This window comes from Streptomyces sp. NRRL F-5727, from assembly GCF_000719555.1.
In the GTDB taxonomy this organism is placed as follows: Bacteria; Actinomycetota; Actinomycetes; order Streptomycetales; family Streptomycetaceae; genus Streptomyces.
Genome location: NZ_JOGX01000003.1, coordinates 217,562 through 231,783, shown reverse-complemented (window position 1 = coordinate 231,783; position 14,222 = coordinate 217,562). Strand labels below are relative to the sequence as shown.

Sequence of the window (14,222 nt, the reverse complement as noted above, 5' to 3'; positions counted from 1 at the left end):
GCTCCCCGCTCCCCGCTCCCCGCTCCCCGCTCCCCGGTCTCCGGTCTCCGGTCTCCGGTCTCCGGAAACGCAAGCGCCCCCCACGCACCCGCCAGAGCCGACCTACCCTTGCTGCCTTCCGGCCCTGGGGGAGTTCAGTCAGATAGCGCCGCGTGAGGGGCTCCGCCCAGCCTACCCGATCCGAGCCCCCCGTCAGACCCCCTCCCCCACCTGCGTCCGGCCGCCCCGGACGACGTTCGCGAGCACCCTCCGCGGTCATGTAATGTTCTCCACGGAGGATTCGCCTAGAGGCCTAGGGCGCACGCTTGGAAAGCGTGTTGGGGGCAACCCCTCACGAGTTCGAATCTCGTATCCTCCGCAGCCGCCTGAACAGGCGATACGAAGGGCCCCGCTGATCACCAGCGGGGCCCTTCGTCGTTGGCGTCAGACCTCGTTGTTCTGATCTTTGTCCGTAGGGGACTTTTCCGAAGGTCCCCAGATGGCTTCCGCGATCTTCCGGGCCACGTCCTTCAGCATGGCGTCCGGCATGTGTCCTGTGAGTACTTCTCCGAGGCGATACGTGAGGCAGGGACATTGATCGAGGAAGTCCGGCGAGTCTCGGCGATGCAGGACCACGCCCTGCGCGTCAAAGCCGCGGTTGACCTCATGACGGAGCTGCAGGCCGCCGTCATCGAGACCTCACGCATGCGCAAAGAGAGCATCGCGTGGCTGCGCAAAAACGGTCACTCCATGGCTGACGTCGCCAAACTCATGGGCGTGAGCCGTGCGCATGTCGCCCAGCTCCGGGATGCCGGCCCGCCCCCCGAGCGTGCTTTCCTGGGGACCCAGTACGTGCAGGTGGCTGTGCCGACGCGCCCCGGTGAGCGGGAGTACGTGGCGGTCGAGGACAGCTCGACGGGGCAGCGGATGCTGGCAGTTGCCCAGAGCCTTCAGCTCGACGGAGAGCTCCAGTACATCCCGGTTTCGGGGGAGATCGATCTCAACCGGGATGACCTCGTCGTCGTCTGCGGGCCGAAGAGCTCCGACGCCGTGGCGGCCGTGTTCGGCCAGGACCCCCGGCTGGCGTTCGAGACGCTGCCGGACGGGCGGTGGGCCCTCGTTGAGCGAGAGAGCGGCAAGGTCTACGCGTCGCCGAGCGACGACCCGCAGAACGCCACGCCAGCGGACGTGGCCTACTTGGGCAGGCTCCCCCGGCCGGATGGGCAAGGAACGTTCCTCCTGATCGCCGGAGTGCACGCCGTGGGTTCGCTGGGGGTGGCCCACTACCTGTCGGAGAACCTCGCTTCCCTCTACGAGGAGGCTGGCACCTCGCCGTTCTCCATGGTCGTGGCCTGCGACTACACGCCAGAGGACAAGACGGTGACGGAGAGCCGATCCGCCAGCGGCGTGCTGCTCCACGAGGCCGCCTGAAATGCGCGTCGAGGCTTTCAGCAACGGTTGCCCAGGCCGGGAGAACGAGGACTTCTCGGCCTGGGACGACCAGGTGGTCGTGCTCCTCGACGGCGCCGGCATGCCCAGCACGATGAACCCGCCGTGCGTTCACGGCGTTGCCTGGTTCGCCAGGACCCTGGGTACGGCGCTACATGCGCAGGCGAGCCGGGGTTCGAGCCTCGGGGACGCCCTGGCCTCAGCCATCGAGCAGACGGCGGGGGCCCACCGCGACACCTGCGCGGTGGACGACCCGCTCTCGCCGTCGGCGACCCTCGCAGTGCTCCGCGCGCGGGGGGACATCGTGGAGTGGCTGGTGCTGGGGGACTGCACCCTCGTTCTTGAACGCGGGCACACCGTGGAGGCGATCTCGGACGATCGTCTGGCCTGCGTCGCCCAGGGCGAGAGGTCCGCCATGGAGGCCGCCGTGCCGGGGTCTGCCGAACATCTCCAGCTCCATGCCGAGCTCGTACGGGCGGAGCGAGTACTCCGGAACCGCCCGGGTGGCTATTGGGTGGCGGCGGCGGAACCTCGGGCCGCCGAGGAGGCCCTACACGGGTCCTGCTCCCGTAGTGATGTCACCCGAGCCGCCCTGATGACGGACGGGGCCGCGCGACTCGTAACCCCCTTCGCTCTGACCGACTGGAAGGGGTGCTTCGACATCCTCGAAGTGCAGGGCCCAAAAGGGCTGGTCGAGCGAGTGCGTGACGCGGAACGAAGCGATGCCTCCCTGATGCGGTGGCCACGAGGCAAGCCACACGACGATGCGACCGTGCTTTACGTCCGTCCGTAGAGGGCTGTTCCAGGGGGCTCATGGGCCATGTGCGGGCCAGGATCTCGGTACGGCGGCGCTTCCCCAGAAAAGATGCAGGCCAGATGGCGTCCGGGCGCTGTCCGCCGGGCGGTCTTGAAAACCGGCAAGGCGAGACGCGGTAGAACCTTCCCTACTCCGTCAAGGCATCCCGCCGCGCACGGCGCGGCGCGCGCGGCCCGTCGCCCGGGCCTGCACTCCTGTCTCCGCCCCGCTCCAGCCCGGCCGCCAGCCGCACGCCTGACAGCTCGGGTTGATGGGCAACGAACCACGAAGCGGCCGAGGTGGTATGCGAGTGCGGCTCAGGACGATGCCTCCGGCGGGGGCGCTCAGGCTCCGGGATGGCGGGGACCCATACGCGGGTGCCAGCCGGTGGAGTGTGGAGTGGTGGCTCCCATCCCGTATGCCGTCGCCCCAGGCAGAGCCGAGCAGACGCGGTGTGTGGGCCGACGGCAGACGGGATGGGAGCTGGACAAGTGGGAGCTGATCTCTATAACTTACCTATTATGGCTCGACGAAGTGACCCCGAGTGTTTTAGGGGAATATAGGGCTCTCTCCGGGAATCTAATCCGAGAGCGAGTCGTCTTCTCCGTCTCTACTGGCTGCCGAAGCATAGAGATCTTCAATCGTCGCAAGCTGAGAGACCGGACTATCCTCGCCTTCTTCTAGCTCATCGGTCAGTTCGGGCCCCCATAGCACGCTCTGAAGCGCCATAACTCTTTTGCGCCGACTTGCAAGGTCGCTGGAATTCCGGACCCCGCTTTCGTAAATCCTGGCGGCCAGACTCACTGACGGATCAGCTGACACACCTACTGGAAGCCGCACCAGCTGATTCACGGACTCCGAGAACTCAGTGAGCTTCGTACGGAAGTCGGCCCTATCAGCAGAGCTTAGAGGTAGTTCGTCTGCATGCGACGAAAGCGCAAGGAATAGCGAGTAGAAGTCGACTTTCTTGGACCATCGCAGCTTGTTCGGCCACTCAAGAATTTGCGCCAACTCTCCGATGACCTTGGCGAAGATATCTTCTGCCTTCGCTCGATCCGGGAAGTCAGTTTCGAAGGCGCTGTAGAACTTATCCAGGCTCGCCTTTTTGTTTTGAGGACCGAACAGGGCGGCAACGACAAGTTCGCCGACGTATTCGATGTCCAGCATTCTACGGAAGTCGTTTGCCGTGAACAGTTTAGAAGCGACCCAGAACTCATCCTGACTGAGCTTATTGACGCACGTGATGAATTCGCCCCAGTAGGTCGCCTGGCGCAACTCCTGGCCGTTTAGTGCTACGTTATTTCTATTGAGGCGCCCGAAAATGTCTCGAATCTCGTCTTCTTCCATAACGGGAAGAGACCTGACAACGAAGCGGTATTGCCAAATTCTCCTTTTCAGATCATCGCCCAGGTCTGAAAAAGCTAGACCGGCGTAGTTGCCGGCATCTTCGGTGAGCGCGTAAGACCCATCCACGAATTCCATGCATGCGCGAATCCGTTGCTGCCCATCTACAACGGTGTGTACTTCATCGCCTTCGGCAGTAGTGGAACTCTGGAGGTAAAGCTCAGGAACGGGGTAGCCGCGAAGAATCGTATCAATAAGATAGGATTTTTGAGAGACCTGCCAGACGGGATTCCTCTGAAACGGCGGGCTTAGCTCCAACTCTCCCGCTCCGAGCCTCTTCCAGAACCATGCGATCGTTTGATGCGTGGCTTCCGCAAAGCGCTGATTGGCTGGCGTTTCGTAGCTCAACGTACTTCTCCCCGAGTCAACATGGACACTTCCAGGTTTTGCTGTGTGCTCAATCTTCGCCGTCTGGCATTGTCAGGTCGAATTTCAGGTCTCGCACGCACTTGACCTGGTAATAACGCAGAGATTCAAAGTCTCTATAGATGCGCGCTTTTACGTCCCGCCCTTCGGTGGGCTCTTTTAGGGAGGCTCTCGCGAGTGCAGACGTCCACTGGGCGCCGAATGGAACTTTTGGCAAGATTTGATCCGTGGCAATCGTGCCATCGAAAACCAAATTCTTATGATGCCATTTAAACGTGCTCTTTTCGAGCCTGGTTAGAGCTAGGCTCTCCGATGGGGTCAACGTTCTGAGCCACCTCCAACTCTCGTCGAAGTGGCGGGGGCTGATAATGGCAACGTCGATGTCGGACCCCCTATGAAAATGGGAGAAGTTCTTCTTGGGCGAAAGGCTGACACCCACGCATGCGCTTCCGACTATAACGATTGAAAACGGATCCACGTCAAGATCGCGCCCCAGTTCGATTTTCCACTCGACGTATTGGCGGCGGCTTTTGAATATCCATGGCACACGGTCGATGACATAGTGATTGACGAACTCCTCGGGAGAGAGTGATCTCAACTCTCGCTGAATTAGCGCGCCGTCGACCCGGCTTGAGTCGTTGGATCTCTCTGCTTCGATAACCACAAGCTAATTCTGGCAGTCATCGGCGCCGATGTCTCCCGAGTCGGCAGATCTTGCACACCTGTGGCGTGCTCGAAACGATTCATAAGGTAAATAAAGGCTATATTGTCTTATATTTACTGGTTATGCATTTTTGTTCCATATGTGAGCTGGGCTGCCTCGCTGCAGACGCTGCGGCCGTCCGCAGTACCGCAACCGCAGCAACCGCACCTGTCCTATAGCCCCTCCCCGGTACACCAGAGCAGCCGGTATGACCCCCGCTGACCGATCCCCGCTAGAGCTCTAGAGCTACGGAGCAGGAGTCCACGTCCCTAGCCGAGGGGACGTGGCGGATACCGCTGGGGCGACACGTTGTCCTGATCTTTGTCCAGTACGCCGGAGGACGTGAATGTCCGTGGCTGTCCGCCCGCCCACTTAAACGACCGCGTGGACGCCTACAGACGTTCATGAACGATGGGGCGGATAGTTGGAAAGCGTGTTGGGGGCAACCCCTCACGAGTTCGAATCTCGTATCCTCCGCCAGTGCCTCACCGGGCACGTTGTCGAAGGGCCCCACCGTTCGCGGTGGGGCCCTTCGACGTTCCGCCGGCCTGACAGCGTGGCCGGGGCCGGGAGAGCTGGATCACACGGGGCAGGGGCGGTACTCCAGGCTCAGTTCGCGGTCGACCGCGTAGCTGGTGCGCATGGAGGCGTCGACGACCTTCGGCCAGGAGCCGTACTTGGCGTGGAGCTGGTCGGCGGTGGGGCCGAGGGGGTTGCCGTACTTCTCCTGGTTCCGGGCCTCCAGGACGCGTACCTCCTCCTCGGTCATCCCCGCGCGGGTGATCGCCTTGGCCTGGTTCCGCATGTCGACCATCTCCCGGGCGATCTCCTCGTCGCTCGCGCCCGCCTCGCGCATGCGGGCCTCGGTGCTGCGCATGTCCTCCAGGAGCCCGTGGTACCGCATCCGGGTCCGCTGGGCCTCCACCTTCTCGTCCATCGGCATCACCCGGATCCGGCACACCACCGGGTCGGTGCTCGGACAGGGGTCGTCCGCGGTGACGGGCCGCTCCAGCGGCGCGGTGATCACGGACCCGCACGCCTCGGCCGCCGAGGCGACGGAGGCGGCGCCCGTGCCGAGGAGGGCGAGGGAGGCGGCGAGGGGGACGAGGGCACGGCGGAGCGTGCGGCGGGGGGCGTGACGGGGAGTGAGGTCGATGCGCATGCGCGCATCCTTGGGGGCGGTGTGGATCACTTCACGCAGGCGCACCGGTGATCACTCCTACGGGCCCGCCGAGGCCCGCCCCTCGCCTGCGGAACCGGCCTGACCTGGCCTTTCGTGGCGCCGACGGCGTCTCCGACGAGATGCTTTTTCGACGTTCCGTTCACCGGATCGGGCGGTGATCGGACGGAGGCACGTTCCTGCGGCACACACCCTGCAGCGGAGGCGCTACTTTCTGTCACGACCAGTCGGCTCTTCAAGCAAACAGGGGCAACTCATGGGGAAGTTGAGGAAGTCGCTCACGGCGGCGGTCGCCGCGGGGCTGTTCTTCGGTGGGGCGGGGGTGGCGGTGGCGGACTCGTGGAAGGGCCTGCAGATGCGCTCTTCGGGCGTCTTCTTCAAGGGCTCCTACAAGTGGGAACCCAGGTTCGTACACCACGGCGGGTTCCACGTCGACGGGAACCTGAAGGACTCCGACCCCGGCGACGGGCACAACGTCTACCTCCGCGCGAGGGTCGAAGCCTACGGCTGGACCCGGGTCAAGGGCGTCCAGAAGAAGACGGTCCACGTCGACCACGTCTTCTTCGACGGCGCGATGCTCGAGACCGGTCAGGCGCGGATCCAGGCGTGCCGGGACCGTGGCTCACTGCGGCCGGACAACTGCTCGAAGCTTCGAGAGTTCCACCGCTGACCTTGACCGACCGGGGGAGCCGCGCTCAGCGGCTCCCCCGTTTTCAGAGAGCCCGGCATCATGGACGTCATCCTCCGCGCTGAGGGCGTGGACTTCTTCTACGGCGAGCAACAGGCGGTCGACAACGCCGATTTCGTGCTCGCGCGCGGCGAGGTCGCCGCCATCATGGGGAGCAGCGGCTCCGGCAAGTCGTCTCTTCTGTACTGCCTCGCCGGCGTACTGCCGCCGGCGCGCGGGACGGTGACGTTCGACGGCGTCGAGCTGTCGTCCCTTCCCGACGTCGAGTTGAGCGCCTTACGCCGGGAGCGCATCGGGTTCGTCTTCCAGTACGGGGAGCTGCTCGACGAGCTGACCGTCGAGGAGAACGCCGCTCTGCCCCTGCGCCTGGCGGGCGTCGCCAAGGACCGGGCCCACGCGGCGGCGGCACGCGTCCTGGGCCGGCTGGGCCTGGGCGACCTGCTCCGCCGCAGGGCCTCGAAACTGTCCGGCGGACAGCGCCAGCGGATCGCCGTCGCGCGGGCGCTCGTGCACCAGCCGGACGTGGTCTTCGCGGACGAGCCGACCGGGGCACTCGACAGTGCCAACGCCTCGGCGGTCCTGGAGGAGTTCCTGCGCCTCGCGAGGGACCAAGACACCGCGGTGGTCATCGTCACCCATGACCCGGATGTCGCCGCCCGCGCCGACTCCCAGTACGCGATGGTGGACGGCGTGCTCACCCAGCGGGTGGCCGTGTGAACCCCTTCCTGCTCGGGCTGCGCCTGCTGTGGGGCAGCGGGCGCCGGGGGCGCCTCCGCTTCCTGCTGATGGCCTTCGGCTCCGGGCTGGGGGTGGCCTGCCTCGCGGCGGTCCTGACCATCCCCACGATCCTCTCGGCCCACGACACCCGGACCACGGCGCGGCAGCCCGTTCCCGCCGAGCGCGGTGCCGTCGCCTTCCAGAAGTTCCTCGATCCGTATGGGTCGAGGCCGCTCCGGCGGGTCTTCCTCGCCCGCACCGGACCGGGTTCGGTTCCGCCTCCCCCGGGCGTCGCCGCGCTCCCCGGGCCGGGCGAGGCCGTCGTGTCGCCGGCGCTGCGGAACATCCTCACGGCGCACCCCGGTGTCTCGGGTCTCGTCCCCGGCCGGGTGACGGCCACCATCGGATCCGAAGGTCTCGGCGGCCCGGACGAGCTCTACGCCTACGTCGGCACCACCCCCGACAAGCTGACCGAGCCACAGGCGCTCGCCCGTTTCGGGGGCGGAAGGCTCCACGACGAGGTCATCGACCCGGAGACGCTGGACATCCTCCGCTTCACCCTCGGGTGCATCGTGCTCCTCCCCCTCGGCATCTTCCTGTCGGTCTGCGCGCGTCTCTCCGGGGAGTCCCGCGCACGACGGCTGGCGGCGCTGCGGTTGGTAGGTCTCAGCATCAAAGACACCGTGCGGGTCAACGCCGGGGAGACCGTCGCGGCGGCGGGCCTCGGGGCGGTGCTCGGACTCGTCGGCTATCTCGGCGTCAACGAGATCGCGGCGCGGATCGGCCTGCCGGGGCTGCGGTGGTATCCGGCGGACGGGCGTCCCGAGTGGTCGACCGTGGCGGTGTGTCTGGTGGGATGCCCCGCGCTGGCCTGGGTCGTCGGGCTGTTCAGCGCCCGGCGGGCCGCGCTCTCGCCGATCGCCGTGCGCCGGACGGCGGAGCGCAGGCCGCCGCGGACATGGGGGGCGCTGCTGCTGGTTCCGGGGCTGGGCGTGATCTGCGGTTACTGCGTGATGAGCGTGATGGGGCGGGACCCGTCCGGCGGATCCGCCAGTTCCACGCTCGTTCCCGGTGCCGTGCTGCTGACCGGCGTCGGGCTCGTCCTCGGGCTGCCGCCCGTCACGGCCTGGCTCGCCCGGCGTCTCGCCGGAGTCCCCAGGTCCCTTCCGCTGACGCTGGCGATGCGGCGTACGGAAGTGGATCCGGGCTCCTCGCTCCGGGTGGTCACCGGGCTCGTCCTGCTGGTGTTCGGGGCGTCGCTCACGCAGGGCGTGCTCATCGAACTGGACCAGGTGAGCCGGCGTACGGCACCGGTGCAGGAGTACCAGCTCCCGCTGAGCGGGCTCAGCGCGGCGCAGCAGCGGGAACTGGCGCGGCTGCCCGGCGTACGGGCCTATCTGGCCTCGTACAGCTCGTGGAGCGCGCCGGACGCTCCGTACAGCACCGGGCTCGACGTGGTCGTCGGCACGTGTGAGCAGGTCGCCGCGTTCGCGGTCTCGGTGCGGGGCTGCGTCGACGACCGGGTCGTGCGACTGGGGGACGGCAACCCGCCGTCCGAGTACGACCCGAAGCCCGGGGACCGCTTCCCCTTCGCGCTCCGGGACGGACGGAAGTCCGTCGTCACCGTGCCGGAGGGCAGCACGGAGATGCTTGCGTACCAGCCTTCCGTCCTCCAGCCCCACAGCGTGCTCGTGCCTCCTTCGATGGCACCGGCCGGACTCGCCGCAGGGGCGGGGACGCTGACGCTGGTCTCGGGGGCCGACGCGGGGACCGTGCGGGCCGTGCTCGACGGGATCGGGACCGTGGCACCGACCGTCGAGGTGGACGCGGTGGGGATCGTCATCGACGCGCTGGCGCAGCTCACCGTCGTCCGGAGCCTGCTGGTCGTCGGCATGGTGCTCGGCCTCGTCGTCGGGGTGGCCGCGTTCGTGGTTTCGGTGGCGGATCGGGCCTTGGAGCGGCGGGGGCAGGTGGCTGCCTTGGGGTTGTTGGGGGCGCGGGGTGGGACCTTGCGGGTGGTGCAGGTGGTGCAGGTCGTGGTGCCGTTGGGGGTGGGGCTGGGTGGGGCCGTCGTCGCGGGGTGGCTGGCCGAGTCCAGTTATCTGATCACCGGGGGCGGGGCCGTGCACTGGGACTGGGCCGGGTTGCCGCTGCTCGTCGGGAGCGCGGTGGGGGTGCTCGTCGTCGCCGGGGTCGCCTCCGTACCGATGGTGCGGCGGCATGTGGATCCCGAGCACATCCGGAGAGATTAGTTTCGGGCGTGGGCGGGGTCTGTACGGGGGGAGACAGGGCGTCTCCCTTGTCGTACCGACTGTCGGAGGTCACCGTGTCCAGCACCCCCAAGGGTCCCGCCAGCTACTTCCCCTCCATCGAGGCGAAGTACGGGCGGCCCGTGTCCGAGTGGTTCGAGATGATCCGCTCCTCGCCGCTCACCCGGCACATGGAGCTCGTCGGATGGCTGAAGGGCGAGTACGGGCTCGGGCACGGGCATGCCAACGCGCTCGTGGCGGCCGTCCGGGCCGAGGACGGCCGGATGGAGGGTTAGTCAGGGGTCAGGAGAACTGGCCCGGGACGTAGTCGCCGGCCGGCATCTGGGTCATGACGTTGATGCGGTTGAAGGCGTTGATGATCGCGATGAGCGAGACCAGCGCGGCGAGCTGCTCCTCGTCGTAGTGCTTCGCCGCGTTCTCCCAGGCGGCGTCGGTGACGCCGGTGTGGTGGTCCGCGAGGCGGGTGCCCTGCTCGGTCAGTTCGAGGGCCGCGCGCTCGGCGTCCGTGTAGACCGTGGCCTCGCGCCAGGCGGCGACCAGGTTCAGGCGCAGGGCGGTCTCGCCGGCCGCGGCGGCGTCCTTGGTGTGCATGTCGAGGCAGAAGCCGCAGCCGTTGAGCTGGCTCGCGCGGATCTTCACCAGCTCCTGGGTGCTGTGCGGGAGCACGGCGTCCGGGATCGCGAAGCCGGCCGAGGCGAGGTGCTTGACGACCTTGCCGGCGACGGGGCTGGCGAAGAGGTTGAGGCGGGGATTCATCCGGTTCTCCCTGAGGGTGTTCGGTGTGGGGTGTTCGGTGGGGGGTGTTCGGTGTCCGTGTGGTTCGTGCGTTCGTTCTTGGCTTTCATGGGACTGACGGAGCCGCGACGGGGTGTGTGACAGGACGGGGGCGGAGATGGGTGTGAGCTGGGTCACTCGGGAGTTCGAGCGGGACGGGACGGCGCTGTCGCTGCGCGACTGGGGCGGGGACGGGCCCGGTGTGCTGCTGCTGCACGGGCTCGCCGGGCACTGCGGAGAGTGGGACGGGCTCGCCCGGCCGCTGAGCGCCGACGGGTACCGGGTGCTCGCGCTCGACCAGCGGGGGCACGGGGCGAGCGAGCGGAAGCCGCGGGACGTCTCCCGGGCCGCGTACGTCGAGGACGTGCTCGCGGTCGTCGAGGCGGAGCCCGGGCGGCCGTTCGTGCTCGTCGGGCAGTCGTACGGCGGGGTCGCCGCGCTGCTCGCCGCCGCACGGCGGCATCCCCGGATCGCCGGGGCCGTACTCGTCGAGGCCGGGCCCGACGCGTCCTCGCCCGAGGACGTGGCACAGGTCGTCGGGTGGCTGAGCGGGTGGCCGGTGCCGTTCGCGGACCGGGCCGCGGCCGTCGCGCACTTCGGCGGCGGGCCGGTCGGCGAGGGGTGGGCGGCGGGCCTGGAGGAGCGGGACGGGGGATGGTGGCCGCGGTTCGACGCCGCCACGCTGGCGCACTCCCTCGCCGAGAACGCCTTCCGCGCCTGGTGGGAGGAGTGGGAGGCGATCGACGTGCCGCTCCTCGCCGTCCTCGGGCAGCACGGGATCATCGGCGACGGGCAGTGGGACGGGATGGTCCGGCGGCAGCCGGGGCTGCGCGGGGTCTCCTTCCCGGGCGCCGGACACGACCTCCATCTGGAGCGGCCGGAGGAGCTGCACGGGGTCGTGGCGCCGTTCCTGCGGGAGACGACGCGGGAGAGGTGACGCGGGGGAGGTCACGCGGGGAGGTCACGCGGGGAGGTCACGCGGGGGATGGGGGGCGCGTACGTGGAGAAAGACGTCTCGCGGGCTTGCGTTGGAGTCCGCTCCACGTCCTAGGGTGCCGGGCATGCGCTATCGGGTACTCGGCGGGACCGGGATCGAAGTCAGCACCTACTGCCTCGGCACCATGATGTTCGGGTCGGTCGGGAACGCCGACCACCAGGACGCCGTACGGATCATCCACTCCGCCCTCGACCGGGGCGTCAACTTCGTCGACACCGCCGACATGTACTCGGCGGGCGAGTCCGAGGAGATCGTCGGGAAGGCGCTGCGCGAGCCGCGCCGCCGGGACGAGACCGTGCTCGCCAGCAAGGTGTACTTCCCCGTCGGCGGGGACGGGCCCGCGCGGGGCGGACTGTCCCGGCGGTGGATCGTCCGGGCCGTGGAGGACAGTCTGGCGCGGCTCGGGACCGACCGGATCGACCTGTACCAGGTCCACCGGCCGGATCACCGGACCGACATCGAGGAGACCCTGGACACCCTCGGCGACCTCGTCTCCCAGGGGAAGATCCGGGCCTTCGGCTGCTCGACCTTCCCCGCCGAGCGGATCGTCGAGGCGCACGCGGTCGCCGAGCGGCGCGGGCTGCGCCGGTTCCGGACCGAGCAGCCGCCGTACTCGCTGCTCGCGCGCGGGGTGGAGACCGCGGTCCTGCCGGTCGCGCAGCGGTACGGGATGGGTGTGCTGACCTGGGCGCCGCTCGCCTCCGGCTATCTCTCGGGGGCGTACCGGAAGGGGCGGGCGGTCGACCTCTCGCGCGGCCGGGCGGCGATCACGCCGCACCGCTTCGACCCGGCCCTGCCGGAGAACGTGGCGAAGCTCGACGCCGTGGAGGAACTGGCCCTGCTCGCCGAGGAGATCGGGTGCTCGCTGCCCGAGCTCGCGGTCGCCTTCGTCGCCGCGCACCCGGCGGTGACCTCGGTGATCCTCGGGCCGCGGACCATGGAGCAGCTGGACGGGCTGCTGAAGGGCGCTCCGCTCGTCCTCGACGACGAGGTGCTCGACCGGATCGACGCGATCGTGCCGCCCGGGACCGACCTCTACCGGGCCGACGGCGTCTGGCGGCCGCCGGCGCTGGTCGAACCGGCGCTGCGGCGGCGGCCGTTGGGCGAGCGGGCCGCGTCCGACGCCTGAGGGCGGGGCGTCCTCAGGGGGTGAGCCGGTCGGCGCCGGCCACCGCGAGCGGGGCCGGCCGGTCGACCGTGTCGGTGCCCGGCGGCGGGGTGGCCCTGGGGAGCTGGTCCAGGAGGTGCACCAGGCCGGGGGCGACGTGGTCGCCGGCGGGTGGTGGTCGGCCGGCCGGCCGGTGGAGGTGGGCGCGCTCGTCGGCGTCCAGGCGGAGGGCGCGGGCGCGGCGCGGGCGGCGAGCATCGGCGGCGAGGGCTGCGGGCCGCGGGCCAGTTCCAGGCGGATGCAGGAGTCGGCCGACATGCCCGCGAGCTGGGCGACCTCCTCGCGGCACGGGCCGGGGTGCGGCGGCGGGGGCCGCGGAGTGCCCGGCGTCGGCGGCATGTCGGGGATCAGCGCCTCGACGCCCCTGCGGCCCTGCGGCCGTGCGCCCCCTGCGGCCGTGCGCCCGTGCGGCCGTGCGCCCGTGCGCCCGTGCGGACAGTGACCGGCTTCCTGGGCGCGTGAGCGCCCGGCCCGGGACTAGCGCTTGGTGAGGCCGGGGACGCCCAGGTCGGAGAGGCCGTCGAGGAGCAGGTCCACGCCGACCGCCGCGAGCAGCAGCCCGAGGAGCCTGCCGAGGAGTTCGATGGTGGCGTGGTGGGTGCGGCGCAGGATCGGGGCGAGCAGCAGGACGCAGATCAGGTCGAGCGCGACGACCGCCACGTACGCCCCGACCACCGTCGAGCGCCAGCTGAACGAGGAGCGGTCGGCGGCCTCGATGAGCAGGGCGGTCATCGCGAGGGGGCTGACGATGTACGGCATGAGGAGTTCGGTGACGCCCCTGCGGACGTCGGGGGCGTCGTCGTGCGGGCCGTCAGAGCCGAGGTGCACGCCGAGGACGAGCCCGACGGCGTAGATGAAGAAGATGACGCCGCCGGCGAGCTGGAGCGCGGGGGTGCTGATGTGGAAGAGCTCGAGCAGCCAGGGGGCCGTGCCGCCGGTGACCATGCCGACGAGGACCGCCGCGCCGGAGGAGGCGAGGGCGATCGTGCGGAGCTGCCGGACGGGGTGGACCTGGGCGAGGCCGCCGAAGGCGAGGAGCACCTTCGGCGGGCCGACGACGGAGAAGAAGGTGATGAAGGCGCCGGCGAAGGTGAAGGTTTCCATGGCGGACATCATGGGTTGTTCGGGTGATTCGTGACGTATTTCACGATTCCGCCCGCGCGGTGTCGAGATCCCGGGGCCGGCCCCGCCCCACCTTCGATACGGGGGAATCCATCGCATCCCCCTCCCCCCACCCCCACACACGACACGGAGACGCCATGAAGTACCTGGTGATGGTGCAGGGCTCGCACGCCGACTACGAGGCGATGTCCGGGCGCGGCTCGGCGCAGAGCCCGGCCTGGGACCAGGAGTCCCTGACCGCGATGTTCGACTTCATGAACACGCTCAACGAGGAGCTGACCGAGAGCGGCGAGATGCTCGACGGGCAGGGCCTGGCCGACCCGGGCGAGACCCGGTTCGTGACGGTGGACGCCGACGGCCGCCCGGTGGTGACGGACGGCCCGTACGCGGCGACCACGGAGGTCCTGGCCGGCTACTGGGTGCTGGAGTGCGCGTCCCTGGACCGCGTCACGGAGATCGCCGCCCGCGTGGCCCGCTGCCCCCAGCCGCCGGGAGCCCCGGAGTACCCGGTGGTGATCCGCCGGATCGACGAGACGGGTCCGTCGCTGGACTGAGGTGCGGCCGGGCAGGTGTCATCCTTGGTGGTCGTAGGCCCCCCGGATCCGGGGA

14 protein-coding genes, 1 tRNA gene and 1 other RNA gene are annotated in these 14,222 nt (G+C 68.9%); 10 read left to right on the top strand and 6 right to left on the bottom strand.

What is annotated here, in order from left to right:
* Positions 1–66 precede the first annotated feature (66 nt).
* Positions 67–165, bottom strand: an RNA gene (ffs, locus tag IF73_RS39065) — signal recognition particle sRNA small type.
* A 108-nt stretch (positions 166–273) separates the two neighbouring features.
* Between ffs and IF73_RS0103770 the strand changes: the two genes are divergently transcribed.
* From IF73_RS0103770 to IF73_RS0103760, 3 genes are all read left to right on the top strand, one after another.
* Positions 274–358 (top strand) — tRNA-Ser (locus tag IF73_RS0103770).
* A 170-nt stretch (positions 359–528) separates the two neighbouring features.
* On the top strand, positions 529–1,410 hold the full coding sequence (locus IF73_RS0103765; RefSeq protein ID WP_158821904.1) for a sigma-70 family RNA polymerase sigma factor: 882 nt from the start codon (positions 529–531) through the stop codon (positions 1,408–1,410).
* A 1-nt stretch (position 1,411) separates the two neighbouring features.
* The gene (locus tag IF73_RS0103760; protein WP_031003367.1) at positions 1,412–2,221 is read left to right on the top strand and encodes a protein phosphatase 2C domain-containing protein; all 810 of its coding nucleotides are present in this window, start codon (positions 1,412–1,414) and stop codon (positions 2,219–2,221) included.
* Positions 2,222–2,803: 582 nt separating this feature from the next.
* Here IF73_RS0103760 and IF73_RS39310 read toward each other — a convergent pair.
* The 3 genes from IF73_RS39310 to IF73_RS0103755 form a co-directional block, all read right to left on the bottom strand.
* Positions 2,804–3,976 (bottom strand): DUF262 domain-containing protein, encoded by a 1,173-nt coding sequence (locus IF73_RS39310; RefSeq protein WP_158821902.1) that lies wholly within the window; start codon positions 3,974–3,976, stop codon positions 2,804–2,806.
* 49 nt (positions 3,977–4,025) lie between these two features.
* The gene (locus IF73_RS40885; RefSeq protein WP_158821900.1) at positions 4,026–4,658 is read right to left on the bottom strand and encodes a hypothetical protein; all 633 of its coding nucleotides are present in this window, start codon (positions 4,656–4,658) and stop codon (positions 4,026–4,028) included.
* A 619-nt stretch (positions 4,659–5,277) separates the two neighbouring features.
* A complete protein-coding gene (locus IF73_RS0103755) occupies positions 5,278–5,859 on the bottom strand; it encodes a hypothetical protein (RefSeq protein WP_051716503.1) in 582 nt (193 codons plus the stop codon).
* Positions 5,860–6,133: 274 nt separating this feature from the next.
* Here IF73_RS0103755 and IF73_RS0103750 point away from each other — a divergent pair, with 274 nt between their 5' ends.
* The 4 genes from IF73_RS0103750 (at position 6,134) to IF73_RS0103735 (ending at position 9,827) form a co-directional block, all read left to right on the top strand.
* A complete protein-coding gene (locus IF73_RS0103750; protein WP_051716502.1) occupies positions 6,134–6,547 on the top strand; it encodes a hypothetical protein in 414 nt (137 codons plus the stop codon).
* A gap of 60 nt (positions 6,548–6,607) precedes the next feature.
* Entirely contained in the window at positions 6,608–7,282 is a 675-nt protein-coding gene (locus IF73_RS0103745; RefSeq protein ID WP_031003362.1) for an ABC transporter ATP-binding protein, read from the top strand.
* On the top strand, positions 7,279–9,534 hold the full coding sequence (locus IF73_RS0103740) for an FtsX-like permease family protein (RefSeq protein WP_031003361.1): 2,256 nt from the start codon (positions 7,279–7,281) through the stop codon (positions 9,532–9,534). The genes IF73_RS0103745 and IF73_RS0103740 overlap by 4 nt, the downstream gene beginning before the upstream one ends.
* Before the next feature lie 74 nt (positions 9,535–9,608).
* Complete coding sequence (locus tag IF73_RS0103735) at positions 9,609–9,827, top strand: DUF4287 domain-containing protein (RefSeq protein WP_031003360.1); 219 nt, start codon at positions 9,609–9,611, stop codon at positions 9,825–9,827.
* Between the two features lie 7 nt (positions 9,828–9,834).
* Here IF73_RS0103735 and IF73_RS0103730 read toward each other — a convergent pair whose 3' ends face one another.
* Positions 9,835–10,308 carry a carboxymuconolactone decarboxylase family protein gene (locus IF73_RS0103730; RefSeq protein ID WP_031003359.1) on the bottom strand — a complete coding sequence of 158 codons (474 nt, stop codon included), beginning with the start codon at positions 10,306–10,308 and terminating at the stop codon, positions 9,835–9,837.
* 142 nt (positions 10,309–10,450) lie between these two features.
* Here IF73_RS0103730 and IF73_RS0103725 point away from each other — a divergent pair, with 142 nt between their 5' ends.
* Both IF73_RS0103725 and IF73_RS0103720 read left to right on the top strand, forming a co-directional pair.
* Complete coding sequence (locus IF73_RS0103725; RefSeq protein WP_420706536.1) at positions 10,451–11,263, top strand: alpha/beta fold hydrolase; 813 nt, start codon at positions 10,451–10,453, stop codon at positions 11,261–11,263.
* Positions 11,264–11,387: 124 nt separating this feature from the next.
* The gene (locus tag IF73_RS0103720; RefSeq protein WP_031003357.1) at positions 11,388–12,452 is read left to right on the top strand and encodes an aldo/keto reductase; all 1,065 of its coding nucleotides are present in this window, start codon (positions 11,388–11,390) and stop codon (positions 12,450–12,452) included.
* Positions 12,453–12,968: 516 nt separating this feature from the next.
* On the opposite strand, the gene IF73_RS0103705 is transcribed toward IF73_RS0103720, so the two are convergent.
* Positions 12,969–13,595, bottom strand: coding sequence for a MarC family protein (locus IF73_RS0103705; protein WP_031003354.1), 627 nt, complete (start codon positions 13,593–13,595; stop codon positions 12,969–12,971).
* Positions 13,596–13,750: 155 nt separating this feature from the next.
* Between IF73_RS0103705 and IF73_RS0103700 the strand changes: the two genes are divergently transcribed.
* A complete protein-coding gene (locus IF73_RS0103700; protein WP_031003352.1) occupies positions 13,751–14,167 on the top strand; it encodes a YciI family protein in 417 nt (138 codons plus the stop codon).
* Positions 14,168–14,222 lie beyond the last annotated feature (55 nt).

Excerpts from the sequence above, each read along its gene's own strand:
- IF73_RS0103760 (WP_031003367.1), top strand. The coding sequence starts at position 1,412 with ATGCGCGTCGAGGCTTTCAGCAACGGTTGCCCAGGCCGGGAGAACGAG.
- IF73_RS0103755 (WP_051716503.1), bottom strand. The coding sequence starts at position 5,859 with ATGCGCATCGACCTCACTCCCCGTCACGCCCCCCGCCGCACGCTCCGC.
- IF73_RS0103750 (WP_051716502.1), top strand. The coding sequence starts at position 6,134 with ATGGGGAAGTTGAGGAAGTCGCTCACGGCGGCGGTCGCCGCGGGGCTG.
- IF73_RS0103745 (WP_031003362.1), top strand. The coding sequence starts at position 6,608 with ATGGACGTCATCCTCCGCGCTGAGGGCGTGGACTTCTTCTACGGCGAG.
- IF73_RS0103730 (WP_031003359.1), bottom strand. The coding sequence starts at position 10,308 with ATGAATCCCCGCCTCAACCTCTTCGCCAGCCCCGTCGCCGGCAAGGTC.
- IF73_RS0103720 (WP_031003357.1), top strand. The coding sequence starts at position 11,388 with ATGCGCTATCGGGTACTCGGCGGGACCGGGATCGAAGTCAGCACCTAC.
- IF73_RS0103705 (WP_031003354.1), bottom strand. The coding sequence starts at position 13,595 with ATGGAAACCTTCACCTTCGCCGGCGCCTTCATCACCTTCTTCTCCGTC.
- IF73_RS0103700 (WP_031003352.1), top strand. The coding sequence starts at position 13,751 with ATGAAGTACCTGGTGATGGTGCAGGGCTCGCACGCCGACTACGAGGCG.